The sequence below is a fragment of the Nitrosomonas sp. ANs5 genome (assembly GCF_050584665.1).
Taxonomy (GTDB): Bacteria; Pseudomonadota; Gammaproteobacteria; order Burkholderiales; family Nitrosomonadaceae; genus Nitrosomonas.
Map to the genome: position 1 here is coordinate 29,944 of NZ_JBEUDO010000023.1, position 17,212 is coordinate 47,155.

Consider the following 17,212-nt stretch of genomic DNA (forward strand, 5'->3'; position numbering starts at 1 on the left):
TTCAGAACGAGATATCCCATTGCAGCCTGGCCCTTTGTTCGGATTGTTCGATCAGGAGGAGCGGGTCTTCGACTGACAAATGACTGAAATCCAGAGTCAGTTTGTTGGCATGGCCGCTGAAGAACCAGTTGATCGCCGCGGATATTTCCCGTTGCCGGTTCTTGGGCTGATCGATATCCGGATCGACAAACGCGTAGCGAAACGCCAACTCAAGCTGTTTGGGCATGACTGGGATCAAATAATGCGGGAAGTAGCCCGCCTGGACATAAGCACCCAAAAGATGGGTCGATTTCGCGGGGTCATCGCTGGTCTTGAGCGTATCGATCACCTGTTTCCAGTGCAGCTCATTTTGCAGCGAAAATCCCTGCCATTTGAGGCGAAATTCCTGCATGGCCTGGTTGATCCGGAACTGGCCAGCCTGACCGATGCCAAATCCCGGCAAGGCACGGCAGCTTGTCTTGTCAGTTTCGAAGGCGGTACACTTGCTGCGATTGGTGGCGGCCGCAAAGGCCAGACTGGCAGCTGGTTTTGCGTAAAACTCGAGATCCGACTGCGAAAAATCCAGCACCTCTCCAAGAAAATTCCATTGCAATCTGCCTGCATACATCATGTTGTTGTCGTCATTGCTGCGTTCTCCGACACCCAGGCCAGTGAACACTCCCGCAGCATAGCTGAAATCGTACCATCGGCCAGGAAAGACGCGCCCAAGAAGCTGTATGCCTTGTTGCCGGTCGACCGTGAAGATGTCGTTGACGATCGAGCGGTTGGAGAATTGCTGCCGACCAGAGGAAGTCACCCGTTCGTCATTCCATATGACTTTGCCGCGGCCGATGCGCAGTTGCGCCCAGGGAAATTTGGTGATATCCAGATAAAAATCGCGCAGCACCGGCTGGCTCCAGTCATACTGCATGGAGTACTCGAGCCATGGCCTGAAAGCGTGTCCGTTTAATCGGAAACGTGCGCGGCGAACCATGAAAGCGCCTTGGTCGCGTTGCAAATCCTGCAGCGAGCGGGGATCGGTATCGAACGGGTTGACATAGCGAAACTGCAGCCGGTTCTGGACCCGAAGCGCAAAATTGCCATCCTTGGTGCTGAACATCAGTCCCCGGTCGCTGTAGCTGGCCGAGACCGGGAACTTGCTGGCAGGTTGGGCGGCCGTGGAGGCGGCCAGAGGCTTGGCTTCCTGTGTCTGAGCAGTCGGTAAGTTTTCTTTCGGTGGTGCAGTACCGGCAGTGGGTGCAACCGGTTCCAATTGCTCCAGTCGCTGCAATTTTTCATCCAGTGCCCTGAGCTTGGCATCCAGCCGATTCTCGATTGTCAGCAGCTCTTGTTTTTTTCTTTCGAGGCTCTCCAGAGACGGTGAGGTATTCAGCCTGATCCTGTTGCGGCCGGGCTCGGTGACGACTTGCCGGCTGCCCGGATCATAATACAGTTCCACATGCTGGCCATCGTCGGCCATGACGGATGCCATTTGCATGCTGCATGCCAAGCTGAACATAATGCCCTGCAATGCCGATGTCGACCCTATTGCAGTCGAGACATGCTTTGTGCAACGGCGCGCTTTCGATTTTATCATGTGATTCACCATTGGGATCCGGGGCATGATTTGCATCTGCTTGCTGATTCATGCCAGGAGTCTCTTCTGTTAACGACTCATCGAGGTTTCCGGATTCAATGTTGAGGCAGCTTGAGACCGACCAAGCTGATATCTGTGCCCTTGATCTCGCGGACCACGATTTCCGCGTGGCCCAGACTTACCTTGTCGCCGACGATCGGTGGCCGCCGCAATTCGGACGCCAGCCAATGGCCGAGCGTCTGATCCGGCCCCTCCTGCCCCTCCGGCAGCGGCAGATCGTAGAAACCGCACACTTGCTCCATCGTGATGCGCCCATCCAGTACAAAATCGCCGAACACCCGCCGCCAGTTCTGGCTGTCGGCTTTTTCCGGCAGAATCAGGTCCATGCGACGGGCCAGCCAAGCCAGCGATGATCCCTGCAGCAACAGCGAGGCGACCACTACTACAAACGCGGCATTGAAGAGCGTTTCCGCACCTTTAACGCCTGCCATCAAGGGGAAGATGGCAAGCACAATCGGCACGGCTCCTCGCAGGCCAACCCAGGCAATAAAGGCGATTTCCTTGGCGGTAAAGTGAAAGGGCAGCAGACACAGCCAGACGGACAGCGGGCGTGCGACCAGCATCAGGAACAAGGCGATGCCGAGCGCGGGTATCAGGTTAGCCACAATTTCATTCGGCGTGACCAGCAAGCCGAGAATCAGGAACATGCTGGCCTGTGCCAGCCAAGCGAAACCATCCATGGCCGAGAGTGCTTGCCGGACCGCTTTCCGGCCCTGGTTGCCGACGATTACACCAAAAATGTAGACGGCCAGAAAGCCCGAGCCGCCCAGCCAGGTGGCCAGGCCAAACACCCCAATGCCGGCCGACATCAGCATGAGCGCCAGGATTCCGGAACCGCTGTCAAGCAGGCTGCGCAGACTGTTCATCAGCGCCGCGATGGCGTAGCCCGCACCGGCGCCCAGCAGACCGCCAACCACGAACTGGGTCGCGAAATAGCTGAGTGTTTCCAGCCAGTCCGGCGCTGTGCCAGTGTCGAGCATGGTCAAAGTCAGACTGATAAAAGTGAGGGTTAAAAATACCGCCATCGGATCGTTCATGCCGGACTCGATTTCGAGCGTGGCCGCGACCCGCTCATTGAGCCGCAATCCGGACGACTTCAGCAAAGAAAACACCACGGCGGCGTCGGTCGATCCGACGATGGCCCCCATCAGCAAGGCCAGTGGCCAGTCGAGCGCAAATAGCCAGACGCCTGCCACGGCAGTAAAGCCGGCAGACAGAATCACACCCAGTGTTGCGAGCACCAGTGACGGTTTGAGGCCGGTACGGAAAGTGGAAAATTCGGTGCGTAAGCCGCCGTCGAGCAGAATGACTGCCAGCGCGATGTTGCCCACCCAGAAGCTCAGGCTGAAATCATCAAAAACGATACCACCGGGGCCGTCGGCACCTGCCAGGGTGCCCACCAGTAAAAAAACCAGCAGAAACGGAAACCCGATCCGGGACGAAATGATGCCGCCCAATATTGCGACAAAAACCAGGGTGGCAGCGGCCATCAGGGGTAAAGCGAGAAAATCCAGCGAGAGCATGGTCCTCCTTGTCAGTTAAAATGAGGGGAAAGGCAAGCTGTTCCGGCACGAAAGGCTTGCTCAGAGATATTTCGGTAAGGATTGATCCGGGATTGGGTCGGGTCCGGTCCGGTCCGGTATATCGCATCATATCCGGTCCCGGATAAATTCTATCCGAGCCTGGGCATTATTATGCGACATTATTGCAGTGTGTCTTATGCCGTGTCAGCGGCGATGACTGCCAACCTGGGTATTTACCCCCATGCATCCAGCGTTCGGTAATGGCAAAACAGTTCCATCCATTGCAAAGCAGTGGCTGTTGCGGCCAAACAGTCTGAATGAATTTGGCGCCGCTCCAGTATAGCGCGTTAGCCAGAATTGCCGTCGACCCCTATTCGTAATGCAACGATTCAGCCGAAGACACCCGGTTGGCAACCAGGGCCGGATACAACGCGGCCAGCGTGCAGGCCAGCAGAGCCAGGCCGCTGATCGCCAGTGAAGCAATGGGAGAGAGAACCAGCGTGTACGCAAACAGTGTAAACCGATCCAGAAAAGCCACGCTGACTGCGCCGACTGTATGCCCCAGCACCAGGGCAAGCAAGGCGCTGACCGTGCCGATCACGGCCCCTTCAACCAGCAGCAGGCGTACGATCTGCACACGCGAGATACCCAGCGTGCGCAGCACGGCGAATTCACGTTCACGGGCATGGACCTGAATCAGCATGGTGTTGGTCACGCCGATGGTTGCCAGCAGTACCGTCATCACAAGCACGAAGTCGAAAATCAGAAAATCACGGTCAATTTCGCGAATTTGCCAATAGGCCTGGAACGCACCGCGCCGATCCAGCACATAGGGATACAGGGCTTGCAATGCGTCGTCAGACACCCAGCTGCCATCGCGTTTGCGCACCACCAGATAGTCACCCAGAGTAGGTTCCAGATTGTCCGCAAACAGTGGATTGCCATCCGAGAACAGGGCATAGGACTTAATGTCCGCATACTGCCCGTCATAAGCGTAGTAGCCTACCTCATCGGTGACCTCGATGACCTTGAAACGATGTTGTGCCGCGCCGGTGTCCACCACCAGTCGATCCCCGGCAGTTACATCGAAACGCGCGGCCAGGGTCCGTGACAAGATCACCCCGCCGGGCAACAGTGGCAGTTTGCCCTGGGCGTGACGGTTGGGATTGATATCCGTTGCCGCGACCAGGCGTACCGGCAATTCTCCCCCCGTCTTGTGCGACAGGCGCAGCGCCAGCAGCTCGTGCTGGGCCAATGCGCGCGCAAAGGTTTGCGGGTCCGGTATTGCACTCGGCACCCGTTTCAAGAATACATTCGGATACAGCGCTGCTTCAGCCCACGCGTGGATCTCATGTTTAAGGGCGCGGGTGATGTCATGCAAGGCGGTGAGCAGCGCAAACACAAGGGTTACCGCGGCGACCGTGAACACCAGCTTATGACTGGTCAAGGCCATGCGTTTACCCACCAGCTGCGCATCCAGAGGCAACACGATGCGCAGACCAGCCTCAACCAGGCGGATCGCGCCGCGCAACAAAGGCCGCACCCACCACAGTGCGAGCATCGCCACCCCGACCACGACCACGGCTTCGACCAGGAAGAACTGCACCACTGACAGCCAGGATTGTACGAAAGGGCGCAAGGCCAGCCAGCTTGCGCCCAGCACGGCGGGCAGCAACCACGCAAGCCCTGCCGGCTGGCGCTGATGCAGTGCTGTTTCCGCCAGAAAGCGCGGCTGCAGGATATCGACCACCGGCAAACGCCAGAACCAGCGTACCGGTCCGATTACGCCAAGCAAGGCAATCAGCACCCCCAGACTGCCCATGGCAAATAGCTCCAGCCAGGGAATCACGAGCTCGGCCGAGGGCGTGCGGCCGGTGGTGGATATCCCCGCGCCCAGCAAACTGAGCGCAGCCGGCAAGGCCAGCGCCAGCCCCAGCGCAGTGCCGATGACGCCCATTATCAGCACTTCTATTATGAGCGATCCGGCCACGTTGTGCCGCTCCTCTCCCAGGCACCGCAGAAGGCTCAGTTCGCGCGCGCGGGAGGCCACCGAGAAGCGCATGGTGTAGAAAACGATCACTGCGCCGACCGCAAAAGCCAGTACAGCCGACAAGCGCACCGCCAGGCGCATGGCCTGATAGTCCGCTTCTCCGCGCGGCGGGGGAGGCGCTGCCACTGACAACCCCTCGCGCGCAGCGCCTTGCTGGGTTGGCACAAGGCTTCGTGCCACTCGCGGCGCCTCGTTGGCACGTTCAATCCAGACCTGTAGCTGGCGTTCTTCGCCGGTTGCCGGGTCGGGCGCAAGCGAGCCGAGATCCAGGGTCTGCATCCTAGGTAGGGGGGACTCGCTGCTGTTTGCATCCACGATCAGAATGGTCGCGATGACCAGCATCGCCAGGGCAATGCCGAGCACTGTCGCGGCTGCTACCGTGGGGTGGCGGCGCAGGCTGCGCAAGGCCAGATAAACAGCCAGGCGTCCGTTCATCATATAACTCTGCAGTACTGTTTATTTGTTCTCATATCCCCAAAGCCAGCAGGCGTGCGTGAATCGGAGCCGGAGCATCCGCCTGCCCCTTGTGCACCAGTTCAGACGCAATGATCCCATCCTTCAGAAAACATACCCGGTCTGCCCAGGCTGCATGCTCCGGACTGTGCGTCACCATCAACACCCCGCTACCCTGACGGCGTGTGGTGTCACGCAGAATGCGCATGATCGAGCGGCCCACCTGCGGGTTGACGTTGCCGGTGGGTTCGTCGGCGAGCAGCAGGTCCGGTCCATGCACCAAGGCGCGTGCGATCGATACCAGCTGCATTTCTCCCCCGGAGAGTTGAAACGGTAGGTGATCCCGGCGCTCGGTCATCCCCACCAGGGCGAGCATTTCACGCACTCTTTTGCCGTCCCTATGGCGCATGTCACGGTCGATCAAGAGCGGCAAGCCGACATTCTCGGCCACGGTCAGCGTCGGAATAAGATTGAAAAACTGGAATACCTGGCCGATCCGTTTTCTTCGCAAAAGGGTGCATGCACGCTCGTCACGATAATCAATCATATCGCCAGTGACCGTCACCGTCCCGCTTTGCGGCGTATCGATCCCGCACAGGCAATTGAGCAAGGTGGTTTTGCCCGACCCACTCGGCCCCATGATCGCGACCATCTCGCCTTGCGCCACATGCAAGGTCAAGCCGCGCAAAACTTCAATCGATTGCCGGCCCAGGCGATAACCCTTGACCAAAGCATCGACATGTAACAAGGCTGTGTTCATGGGTAATATGATAGGAAGTAAGTTCAGGCAGCAGGCAAAGATGCACAGTGCCTGCGGCAACCAGATGATTCCGAAAAAACCGTGATGCCCACAAGGCCCGTGACATGTGAGCACAATATAAGCCTTACATCATGGGAAAGTACTTAAGGTTGAATGAGTTGTCAAACGCGATGGCGCCTTGCTTCGTCGTGTACCCTGTTTTCGAGCGATTTCGGCGGGCAGGTGTTGAACGGTAGCGTGCAGTAAGGCAGTGTGGGACTGAATCAATCGGGCTGGTGCAATCAAGGTCGATTGATTGATGCAACAATCCCCGGCATTGCACCGGGGATTGTTGCTGATGCCGCTATTCAATTTTCAGCAGGAAGCATTTTATGCACTGTGCTGACACTGATAATAGTTTAGAGGCAGAGAGTCATTTGATGCGATGCTACCAGGCGTGATCAAGCCTGAGCGTTAAGCTTGATGGGGCGATGATCATTGCGGAAGATGGCGAAGGTTGCGCCGAACGACATGACATTGACAAACATAAAGCGGCCGTCGGGCGAGAAGCAGGCCCCTGCAAACTCGCTGGTGTTGTAGTTGTTTCTCGCGAAGGGGAACAGATTGCCCTGTTCGTCGACGCCAACCACGAATTGCTCGCCACCGCCGTCTTCACACAGGTAGAGTGCCCCATCTGGGCCGACGGTAATATTGTCCGGATTATCCAGCACGCCCCGATCCGTCGATTCAACCAGCAATGTGACGGTTTCCTGCTTGGGATTGTAAGCCCATACCTGGCCGCGACCGATGTCGCCGCCACTGGTGGCGACAAAATAAACCAGTCCATCGCTGTTGCTGAACCACATTCCTTCGCCGCGCGCGAATATCGCAGCGCCTTTGGCTTGACCCTCGAAGCGCAGGGTATCGGCAGCCGGATTGACATCCTCCAGCTTGACCCATTTGACAGGCAGGGGCTGGCCGAGGAAGGATTGTACGTTGCGGCGGGTATCGACACTGTCATGAGCGTTCAGCACTGGCAGAGACGATCCGTCGCAAACTGCGTTGGTCTGCGCATCGATTACCATGGCATAGAGCTCACCGCCCTGTTGCAAGTCGCCGAAATGGCGGGGCTGTCTGACATGTGGGACAAAGCGGTAAAACAGGCTGTCGCCACGATCCTCGGTTTGATAGATATAGCCGGTTCTAGGGTCGCAGGCGACTGCTTCATGGTTGAAACGTCCCATATCGATCAACGGTATCGGATCGACCGCTTGCCCGAGCATGGCGGGAACTTCGAAATTGTAGCCATGCATTTTGGTATTGGCAGCAGTCGACAAAGTTGACACATCTTCCTCGCAGCTGATCCAGGAACCCCATGGCGTCGGACCTCCAGCGCAGTTTCTGATGGTGCCACCTAGCGAAATGTAGTCCATGACCAATTCGCCCTGGCGATTGATGATCAGCGTGCTGGTGCCGCCAGCTCCCTGACCATCCGGCAAATTGAACGGATCGTAGACTTTCCCGTTGGGTGGCTGACAGCCGATACGATTGCCGAATTTGTTTTCAGCCCGACTGAGCTCATGGTTGCGCACCAGCACATAATTACCATTCTGGCCCATAAAACAGGCCATGCCATCAGGATCGCCTGGCACAATCGAGCTATCACCCATTGTCTGGCCGGTAATTGAAAGTGCTGTGTAAGAAAAATTTTGTGGTAGCTCCAGCAAGTGCGCCTGACTCAAATCGCCTGCCACTGTATCGGTCAATTCGGCGGCATTGAGTGGCAGTTTTGGGACGATCGGCCCGAAGCCCTGGCTTATGCCATTGGCGATGCACAGGCCCGGTGTTGGCTTGTTAAAAATGCCCTGCGGATGACTTCTTGCGTAAAGATTACCTAATGGCGCTACGGCGGTGCCCGCTGTCGCGGCGGAAAGCATTGCCAGGAATTTGCGTCGATTCAAAGCAGTCATATGTATGCTCCTGTTGGTTTCGTTGGATATCCTGAATTGAGGATCACAAAGCAATGTGGCCAGCCTGAAATGGCGGCGCACGCTTGGCCCAGACACGCGAATTGAACGGCAATGCCTGTTCGTCGCAACTGGATCAGGCTCGAAGGTTAAGCGGGCAAGATGACGTGTTAATGACGGTTGCATGAAGGTTGGATGATGGGCATGATCAGGTCAAAGGTCTGTATCGCTATCAAATACCAAACAGAAAATCTGCTTGCAGTTGTTATTTTACATGATAAGATAGTAATTAATTACTATCTTTGGGGGTGTTGTTTTGGACATTCACACTAAGCATCTTTCCGCCGACGAGCGTCGGGCCGTAACCGTCGAAGCCGTGGTTGAACTTGCCGCTTTGCAAAATCCGAGTGAAATTACAACCTCGGCTATCGCCAAGCATATGAAATTGACCCAGGGTGCCTTGTTTCGTCATTTCCCGACCAAGGATGCCATTTGGCAGGCGGTTATGGCATGGGTGGCAGAACGTCTGCTGACACGTATCGATCAGGCTTCGGCTGGAATTGATTCGCCATTGGCGGCAATGGAGGCCATGTTTATGAGTCATGTCGAGTTTGTCGTCGCACATCCAGGCGTACCCAGGATGATGTTAAGTGAATTGCAACGTGCAGAGCCGACTCCTGCCAAACGGATGGTGCAAACGCTGATTCAACGTTATGGTGAGCGCTTGCATGTACTCATTGAGCAGGGCAAGGCTTGTGGTGAATTGTCTGCCACCCTGGATACTGAAGCGGCAGTCACCTTGTTTATCGGAAGCATCCAGGGTTTGGTCATGCAGTCACTGTTGGCGGGTGATGTACACCAAATGCGCCATATTGCGCCCAGGGTTTTCTCGATTTACCAATGTGGTATCGGTTACCGGCCATGAAGCGGCAGCCATTGCAACGGCGTACCTTGGCAGTACTTGTGGCAATCATTCCATTGTTTGCCCTATTCGTATATGTCGCTCTAAGTTCTGGCCCATTGGCGCCGGTATCGGTGACTGTTGAAACAGTCAAGGCACGATCGATACATCCGGTTCTTTTTGGCATCGGCACCATCGAGGCGCGCTACACCTATAAAATCGGCCCTATTACTACTGGCCGTATCCAAAGTCTGGCGGTGCATGTCGGCGACCGGGTGACGGCCGGGCAAGTGCTCGGTGAGATGGATCCAGTTGATTTTGAAGCGCGTATTCGCTCGCGGGAAGCAACGCTTAAGCAGGCGCAGGCGATATTGCGAGAGGCCAGGGCCCGGCAGGCCTACGCACAGACCCAGGCGCATCGCTATGAGCAATTGCTGGCGGCTCGCTCGACCAGTGAGGAAATTGCTTCCACCAAACGGCAGGAATTACAGATTGCCAATGCGGCGTTGTCGGCTGCACAGGAAGATCTCAGCCGGGCCCAGGCTGACCTTGCGGCAACGGTTGTGCAACGGGAAAATCTACGTTTCATTGCACCGGCCGAGGGCTTGGTGGCAGTGCGTGACGCCGATCCCGGCACGACGGTGGCAGCAGGGCGGGCTGTACTGGAAATAATCGATCCAAAGAGCTTATGGATCCATACACGCTTCGATCAGATCAGTGCTTCAGGCCTCACGGCTGGCCTGCCGGCGCACATCGCCTTACGCTCTCGGCGCGGCCAATCGTTGACCGGACATGTTTTCCGGGTAGAACCACGGGCCGATGCGGTGACAGAGGAGATGCTTGCCAAAGTGGTTTTTGATTCTCAGCCTTTGTTATTGCCGCCGGTGGGCGAATTGGCCGAAGTTACGATTGATTTGCCCGCTCTTCCTCTTGCTCCAGTGATTCCCAATGCCGCTATCCATCATCATGATGGCAGGATAGGGGTTTGGCGAATCGAAGCTGGGGCGCTGCGCTTTACCCCTGTCAGGCTAGGGGCTGCCGACCTCTCTGGCCAGGTGCAAGTTCTTGTCGGGCTTAAGGCAGGTGACCAGGTGGTGGTATACAGTGAGCAGGCATTGCATGCATATAGCCGCTTCCGCTTGGTCGAACATATTCCTGGATTGGCACAATGATCAGTCTCGCCGGACGCGATATTCTGCACGCCTGGGGTAAATTCATTTTCACCGGTATAGGTCTTGGGCTGCTGATTGGTGTGACCTTGACCATGGCCGGCGTTTATCGAGGCATGGTGGACGATGGCAAAGTGTTGCTGGACAACAGCGGCGCCGATCTGTGGGTAGTGCAAAAGAATACACTTGGACCCTATGCGGAACCTTCCAGCCTTTACGATGACAGCTATCGCGGCATTCTTGCCCTGCCGGGTGTCGCGCAGGCTGCCAATGTCACTTATTTGACCATGCAAATTCGTCAAGGCGAGAACGATGTTCGAGCAATGGTAGTCGGTATTGCGCCTGGTGGCGCGGGCAGACCCGGGTGGCCACCCTATCTTGTGGCTGGACGCCAGATCACCCGTAGCCACTACGAAGCGGTAGCTGATATGGCTACAGGTTTCAAGTTGGACGATCGCATCCAGATTCGTCGCAATGACTATACCGTGGTGGGATTAACCCGGCGGATGGTATCTTCCAGTGGTGATCCGATGGTATTCATTCCCCTCAAGGATGCGCAGGAGGCACAGTTTCTCAAGGATAACGATGCTATTCTGCAGAATCGTCGCCGCATTGCTGAAAATCCAGCCTTTAACCGCCCAGCCATACCCGACCTGTTGGATACGGTAATCACTTCGCAAAGCAGCAATCCTTATGTCAATGCCGTACTGATAAGACTCAAGCCTGGTTATGCTCCAGATGAAGTCGCCGAAGTGATCCAACGCTGGAAACGCTTGACTGCCTATACCAGGTCGCAAATGGAAGATATTCTTATCGGTAAGCTGATCGCCACCTCTGCTCAGCAGATCGGTATGTTTCTGGTGATTCTCGCAGTTGTCAGCGCAGCGATCGTTGCGTTCATCATCTATACCCTGACCTTGGGGAAAATCCGCGAAATTGCAGTGCTCAAGCTCATCGGCACCAAGAATCGCACCATCGCCGGCATGATTATGCAAGAGGCGCTGGGATTGGGTGTCATCGGCTTCGTGGTGGGCAAGATCTCTGCTACTTTCTGGGCGTTAATCTTTCCAAAATATGTGCTGCTCGAACTGCGAGATGCGTTCAGCGGTTTTATAGTACTCATGATCATCTGTGTGCTTGCCAGCATTATTGCTATCCACGCCGCGCTCAAGGTCGATCCCGCCGAAGCCATAGGAGGTTGAGATGGAGGGTAACGGCATCCGTATCGAAGGTTTGCACAAGCGCTACGGCAAGGGTGAGACAGCGGTCGATGCACTCAAGCAAGTCGACATGCGGGTCGCACCGGGCGAGGTGGTGGGCTTGATTGGACCTTCGGGTTCGGGCAAGAGCACCCTGCTCAAGTGTCTGGGTGCAGTGATTGAGCCCACTGCCGGACGCATGATTCTGGGCAATGAGGTAATCTATGACAACGGCTGGAAAATCAAGGATCTGCGCGCACTGCGCCGTGACAGGATCGGGTTCGTGTTTCAGGCGCCTTACTTGATTCCGTTTCTCGATGTTACCGATAACGTTGCCCTGCTGCCGATGCTGGCCGGCGTACCCAATGATGTGGCGCGCACAAAAGCAATGGCATTGCTGCAGGCGCTCGATATTCAACACCGGGCCCAGGCAATGCCATCAGAACTCTCGGGTGGGGAACAGCAACGCGTGGCCATTGCCCGCGGTCTGATCAATCGTCCACCAGTGATTCTGGCTGACGAGCCAACAGCGCCGCTCGACAGCGAACGTGCCTTGGCAGTCGTGCGGATTCTGAATGATATGGCGCGTCAGTTCGAGACCGCCATTATTGTCGTCACCCATGACGAGAAAATTATCCCCACTTTCAAGCGTATCTACCATATTCGTGACGGAATAACTCACGAAGAAATTGGCGAAGGCCGGGAATTCGATTGAGTGGATAATCAAGGAGCTTTCGATGAAGAACCGGCATTTCGCTGAGAAACCTTACGGCACACCAGCCACTCAAGCTATTGTAGGAAACAACAGTCAGAATATAAGCTCAGCATGTGCGTATTCTCTGAGTATGACAAGTAGTTGCATCATCGATCGCAGGCGTAGCGATAGCCCATTCGTTCGTGTATTCATGACACTGCTTCTTGTTGGATTACTGGCTGGCTGTGCTGTCGGGCCCGATTTCAAACGTCCTGCCACACCCGATACTGCACATTACACGGCGACCAGTTTTCCGATGCAAACCGCTTCCGCACCGATTTTCCTTGGAGAGGCCCAGCGTTTCAGCGAAAGCATGAGCGTGCGCGCGCAGTGGTGGCATGGCTTCGGTTCACCCAAACTAGACGCACTTATCGAACAGGCTATGGTAGCCAATCCAACCCTGCTTTCTGCGCAAGCTACTTTGCGGCAGGCGCAAGAGGTTTATGCGGCGCGGGCGGGATTGGCGCGCTATCCTCAAATCGATGCAAGCTTGAGTGGGCAGCGCCAGCGTTTTAATCCTGGTTCATTGGGTCTACCCGAGGATGCACGGGAATTCAGCCTGTTTAACGCTGGCATCGGTGTGCATTACCAGCTCGATTTAGCCGGTGCGAACCGGCATGCACTGACGGCCCTGGCAGCCCGTATCGATTATCAACGCTATCAGCTGCATGGCGCACAACTGGCGCTAGTGGCCAATCTCATCACCACTGCCGTTACCCAGGCCAAGTTGGCTGCTCAAGTCGAGGCGATGGAGACGATATTGCAAGTTGAAATGGAGCGGCTCAAGCTCGAGCAAAAGCGGAAGGCGTTGGGGGCAGCTTCATTAGACGAAGTGCTGGCGTTACGAACCCAAGTTGAACAAACGCGCGCTGCTTTGCTACCGCTGCGCCTGCAACTTGAGCAGAGTCGACACTTGCTCGCGGTGCTGGCTGGCCGGGTGCCTGGGGCGGAGGAAATGCCCCAATTCACATTGGCAGATTTTACTTTGCCGAGCGAATTACCGCGGGTCGTTCCTTCCGGGCTAGTTCGCCAGCGTCCCGATATACAGGCGGCGGAAGCATTATTGCAAGCGGCCAATGCCGAATATGGCGTGGCGATTGCTAAATTCTATCCACAAATCAACTTGAGTGCTAACCTCGGCTCACAGGCATTGACCACAGCCGCTCTATTCGGCCCTGGCACGTTAATCTGGAATTTCCTTGGGCAACTGACTCAACCTCTCTTCAACCCTGGCTTGTCGGCAGAAAAGCGTGCAGCCTTGGCTGCATTCGATGCGGCTGCAGCTAATTACCAAAACGTTGTGCTCGAATCCCTGCGCAATGTAGCCGATATTCTGCGCGCGTTGCAGTATGACGCCCAGCAATTGGTAGCGCTGGCAGCCGCCGATGCTGCCGCGCAGGAATCCATGGAATCGATGCGCAGACAATATATGCTTGGTGCTGCCAGCTATTTGCAACTGCTTGTTGCTATGCAACAGATGCAACAGAACAAAATCAACTTGATCGCCGCACAAGCCCAACGCCTTCTCGATAGTATTGCCCTGTATCAGGCGATAGGTGTGGGATCAGACGGCGATGAGGCTAATTTCATTCACTGACTATGTCACAGGAATCCTGAAAAGAGTGGTTGAAATTTACCGATCGTAGCCAGTTTGCTCGTGTAATCGGTAAGAATTCCGTCGTCATGGTATCTCTGGGTTGCCGCGCCGCTTGCGCACCATAAAACTGACGTTGGATCATTCTGGGCTTCGCTTAACCTGCTGAGTACCAATGTATCACCGAATATCAACGGATCCTGGTTAACGGCACCAATTAGATATCGATTCCTTGTTTGCGCAAATAGTTAGAGAGCCGGATAAATCGATCATCTGACTCGAGTGCCGGCATTTCATTTCGGATAGCTTTTAGACAAGCCGAAAGATCGCCGGGCGGCCACTGGGTAAGTTCGCCTATTACCAGATTCAAAAAATCAAGTGCTTGTTTTGGGAATTTACTGCAAAGGCCAGCCTGGTTGAATTCGTGTGTAAGGAAGTCGGGATATTCAGGTGGTTGCAGCCAGGGATGAAGCAGCAGCATTGCCTCCGGGAAAGCATCTTTTGCCGCAATGCACAAGCGCCCCAGAGCATCCGAGATAGCCGCTGAGGCATGCTGGCGTGACTTGGGCCAAATGTGGTTGAGATAAGGAACTACACGGTTTGTCCAGTAGTCGGCGCGTTGTTCTCCTGCGCTTTCAAGCGTTCGAACCAGTGCTCGAGCTGCCTCGTGCAGCCCATCCGGAGGTAGTGCACGGGTGGTATCGGCCAGTTCGGCAACGGTGAACGTGTCGCCAGGGTCGAGGGCGGCGAATGTCAGCAGTGATGCGTATTGTCCTGCATATTTGTCCAGCGCTGCGTAGTGTCGCGCAGTGTCGAGAAATTGGGGTTTGAGCACTTCCATCAGGGGGCGATAGAGACGCAGCGCCGAGAGGAAGCCGGACCAGGCTGCGCGCGCTTCTTCTTTGGAGTGCTGCCAGTCGAAAAGCGGCAACAGGTATTGCATTGTCCAGTCTCGGTCTACACGGAACAATGCGATGACATGCATTGCCAGCAGGACGCGGCCATGCCGGAACTTATCGACTTTCGTATCGCAAAGTGTGGTGAAGATGGGTCTGAGTTGATCTGGCAGACCTTGCTCATCCTCCGGGGTTTTCCGGAACCACCAGTGCAGCAGCGCTTCCGTTACAAGTCCTGTCTGGTGATTGATGGCGCGCATAACGGGCTCCCCGGCATCGGTATCTATCTCATAATCAAATTCCAGAATTCGTTTGCTAAGCGCAAAGAGTATCGTTTCGTGAGTTTCGAGAACCTTGGCCACGGCATGCAGCCACCAGCTGATACCATGGGACTGCAGCAGCTCGTCAGGGGCATGGTTCAGAATTGGCGCCAGGTAGCGCCAGGAACGCTTGAGGAGTTTTTTCTCGGACCAAGCCTGCAGGGCCTCTTGCCAGCGAGCAGTCGGCCAAAAACCTTCGCGGGCCAATCCGCACAAGGCACATGCGGTGGTGGCGAAGTGGTCGCGGCAGCGCTGCTGCCAATCATCATTTTCCTTAAAATGATCTGTAGAGGGATGCTGTCTGAGCCATTCGATCAAATCTCTGCGGCGGTGTGGTGTGGCATTGAATTGTTGTAATTCACTGCCATCTTCCCTCCAGAGTGGAAACTCATCGCGCTGATCCACTGCCGGCTTCGACTCCGGATACTGGGCCGAAAGTGCCCCCAGCTGTTCTTTACCGGCCGCACTCAACACCGCTCCGGTCTCAACGATCTTTGCCAGCCGTAGCCAAACCTTGTGATCCACAATCTGGGACCAGCGTTCGGGGGCGATATCAGCCTTGAACATGGCGCGGGGTGGTCCGGCAAGGATGGCTTGCTCTAGTTCTGCCAGCATTGCTCCATCGAGTTGTGGTGCCAGGGCAACCAGCAAGCGCATGGCTTCCCGTTGGGTTTCCACCGACCAAAGCCACCAATGATCGTCCGCCAGCAGCCAGTCGAGTGCTTGGCGATGGGAAATCACGTTGTCCTGTGCCGCCGCGAAGAACGCGAGGCGACGGAACAGCGGATAAGGCGTGTGCCACCAGGATTCTGCCACGAGCGCTGCCCGCGCCGGCGATTGCGCCGCAGTGGCGATCCACGCATCCAGGGTCAGATCGATCAATACTGTCCAGTCGTGGCGGTCCGCGTTTTGCGGATGTTCGCTGATCGAGGGCCGGTAGGTGTAAGACAAATCATGCTTATCCACTGCTCCGCCGAGCTCGCGCATGAGATCGAACGCGTCACGCAATAGCATACTGAAATCGAACAGCAGCTCGGGCAGGGCGGTATTCCAGTGCTTATCCTTGGACAGATCGCGCAAACCGGAACGAACATGATTGGCGAACAGCACGATTTCCCATTCAACAAGGTCCTTGATTCGCTCTGGTTGGGCGTTTTCATTACCGGCTATTGTCCAGCGGAACGGTTCACGCAGCAATACGCGTGGTACCAGGAGCTCGCGTAGTTCCAGGCGCAAGGTCGTGGTGAACCCATCGCGCTGTAAGTGACTGCGCCAGCGATAAAGATCGAGATTGGGAACCCGCGATTTTACCCGCCCGGTGAGCAGCAGCCGCCACAGTGTGCGCATCAGTGGGCCGGGGATCGCGTTGGATGCGCTTGCGCGAATGCGCGCCAGCTTGGCAGTGTTGCCATCGCGTTCGAGTTTGGCCAAATAGTCTAGCCGGTTATCCAGCAACAGAACAAACTTATCGTGCAGCTCACCATAGTCTTTGACCAGCCATAACAGCAGAGCCGGGTCGTCGAGATGACGAATCAGCCAGTACGCCAATTGCTGCATCACTTCATCCCAGCGGCCAGCATCGACGATACTCATTCTCGGCGCCAACGGATAAGGCGACGGCCTGCGGAGCAGACTGAAGGCGAGCTTGTCATCATGAACGGCTTTGGGCGGGACGCCGAAGCGGCCGAGGTCGGTGTGCCGGTAGCGCTCCTTGCTCAAGAGCTCCAGCCAATCCAGTGAGGGTACTGGGTCCAGGTCGGCAAAGCGCCTGGCCGGCAGGCCATCCGGATCGCTCAGCGCCCAGAGCAGGCGGCCAACGAAATCGTCATGCGTCGATGTTTCCTTTGGATTCCTGCGTGCGTAGCGAGTGACTAGCCGCTCCTTGCCTCGAACGCCATCACGATAGATTGACGACCATACATGAAGTGATTGATGAAGTAGACGGTGAGACTGAGTTGCGTCATATAATACCGGGGTGACGTTTTTTGCTCTCCATGCTGTCAACACCAAA

11 protein-coding genes are annotated in these 17,212 nt (G+C 56.0%); 5 read left to right on the plus strand and 6 right to left on the minus strand.

Annotation, left to right across the window (positions count from 1 at the left end; translation table 11 throughout):
• Position 1: 1 nt before the first annotated feature.
• The 5 genes from ABTW62_RS07405 to ABTW62_RS07425 all read right to left on the minus strand — a co-directional run bounded on the left by ABTW62_RS07405 (position 2) and on the right by ABTW62_RS07425 (position 8,371).
• Positions 2–1,576, minus strand: a complete 1,575-nt coding sequence (locus ABTW62_RS07405) for a porin (protein ID WP_430903958.1) — start codon at positions 1,574–1,576, stop codon at positions 2–4.
• A gap of 95 nt (positions 1,577–1,671) precedes the next feature.
• Positions 1,672–3,159, minus strand: coding sequence for a potassium/proton antiporter (locus ABTW62_RS07410; protein WP_430903959.1), 1,488 nt, complete (start codon positions 3,157–3,159; stop codon positions 1,672–1,674).
• Positions 3,160–3,529: 370 nt separating this feature from the next.
• Positions 3,530–5,647 carry an FtsX-like permease family protein gene (locus tag ABTW62_RS07415; RefSeq protein ID WP_430903960.1) on the minus strand — a complete coding sequence of 706 codons (2,118 nt, stop codon included), beginning with the start codon at positions 5,645–5,647 and terminating at the stop codon, positions 3,530–3,532.
• Positions 5,648–5,675: 28 nt separating this feature from the next.
• Complete coding sequence (locus tag ABTW62_RS07420) at positions 5,676–6,422, minus strand: ABC transporter ATP-binding protein (protein WP_430903961.1); 747 nt, start codon at positions 6,420–6,422, stop codon at positions 5,676–5,678.
• A 440-nt stretch (positions 6,423–6,862) separates the two neighbouring features.
• Positions 6,863–8,371: an alkaline phosphatase PhoX gene (locus tag ABTW62_RS07425; RefSeq protein WP_430903962.1), complete on the minus strand. Its 1,509-nt coding sequence runs from the start codon at positions 8,369–8,371 to the stop codon at positions 6,863–6,865.
• Positions 8,372–8,684: 313 nt separating this feature from the next.
• Between ABTW62_RS07425 and ABTW62_RS07430 the strand changes: the two genes are divergently transcribed.
• From ABTW62_RS07430 to ABTW62_RS07450, 5 genes are all read left to right on the plus strand, one after another.
• Entirely contained in the window at positions 8,685–9,293 is a 609-nt protein-coding gene (locus tag ABTW62_RS07430) for a TetR/AcrR family transcriptional regulator (protein WP_430903963.1), read from the plus strand.
• Positions 9,290–10,441: an efflux RND transporter periplasmic adaptor subunit gene (locus tag ABTW62_RS07435; RefSeq protein ID WP_430903964.1), complete on the plus strand. Its 1,152-nt coding sequence runs from the start codon at positions 9,290–9,292 to the stop codon at positions 10,439–10,441. Before ABTW62_RS07430 ends, ABTW62_RS07435 begins: the two co-directional genes overlap by 4 nt.
• Positions 10,438–11,640, plus strand: a complete 1,203-nt coding sequence (locus ABTW62_RS07440; RefSeq protein WP_430903965.1) for an ABC transporter permease — start codon at positions 10,438–10,440, stop codon at positions 11,638–11,640. Before ABTW62_RS07435 ends, ABTW62_RS07440 begins: the two co-directional genes overlap by 4 nt.
• A 1-nt stretch (position 11,641) precedes the next feature.
• Positions 11,642–12,352: an ABC transporter ATP-binding protein gene (locus ABTW62_RS07445; RefSeq protein WP_430903966.1), complete on the plus strand. Its 711-nt coding sequence runs from the start codon at positions 11,642–11,644 to the stop codon at positions 12,350–12,352.
• A 190-nt stretch (positions 12,353–12,542) separates the two neighbouring features.
• Positions 12,543–13,988, plus strand: a complete 1,446-nt coding sequence (locus tag ABTW62_RS07450; RefSeq protein WP_430903967.1) for an efflux transporter outer membrane subunit — start codon at positions 12,543–12,545, stop codon at positions 13,986–13,988.
• 214 nt (positions 13,989–14,202) lie between these two features.
• Here the strand turns inward: ABTW62_RS07450 and ABTW62_RS07455 are convergent.
• A partial coding sequence (locus ABTW62_RS07455) for a hypothetical protein (RefSeq protein WP_430903968.1) occupies positions 14,203–17,212 on the minus strand: 3,010 nt, incomplete at its 5' end.

Coding starts and splice junctions, on each gene's coding strand:
- ABTW62_RS07405 (WP_430903958.1), bottom strand. CDS start 1,576: ATGATAAAATCGAAAGCGCGCCGTTGCACAAAGCATGTCTCGACTGCA.
- ABTW62_RS07410 (WP_430903959.1), bottom strand. CDS start 3,159: ATGCTCTCGCTGGATTTTCTCGCTTTACCCCTGATGGCCGCTGCCACC.
- ABTW62_RS07415 (WP_430903960.1), bottom strand. CDS start 5,647: ATGATGAACGGACGCCTGGCTGTTTATCTGGCCTTGCGCAGCCTGCGC.
- ABTW62_RS07420 (WP_430903961.1), bottom strand. CDS start 6,422: ATGAACACAGCCTTGTTACATGTCGATGCTTTGGTCAAGGGTTATCGC.
- ABTW62_RS07425 (WP_430903962.1), bottom strand. CDS start 8,371: ATGACTGCTTTGAATCGACGCAAATTCCTGGCAATGCTTTCCGCCGCG.
- ABTW62_RS07435 (WP_430903964.1), top strand. CDS start 9,290: ATGAAGCGGCAGCCATTGCAACGGCGTACCTTGGCAGTACTTGTGGCA.
- ABTW62_RS07440 (WP_430903965.1), top strand. CDS start 10,438: ATGATCAGTCTCGCCGGACGCGATATTCTGCACGCCTGGGGTAAATTC.
- ABTW62_RS07445 (WP_430903966.1), top strand. CDS start 11,642: ATGGAGGGTAACGGCATCCGTATCGAAGGTTTGCACAAGCGCTACGGC.
- ABTW62_RS07450 (WP_430903967.1), top strand. CDS start 12,543: ATGACACTGCTTCTTGTTGGATTACTGGCTGGCTGTGCTGTCGGGCCC.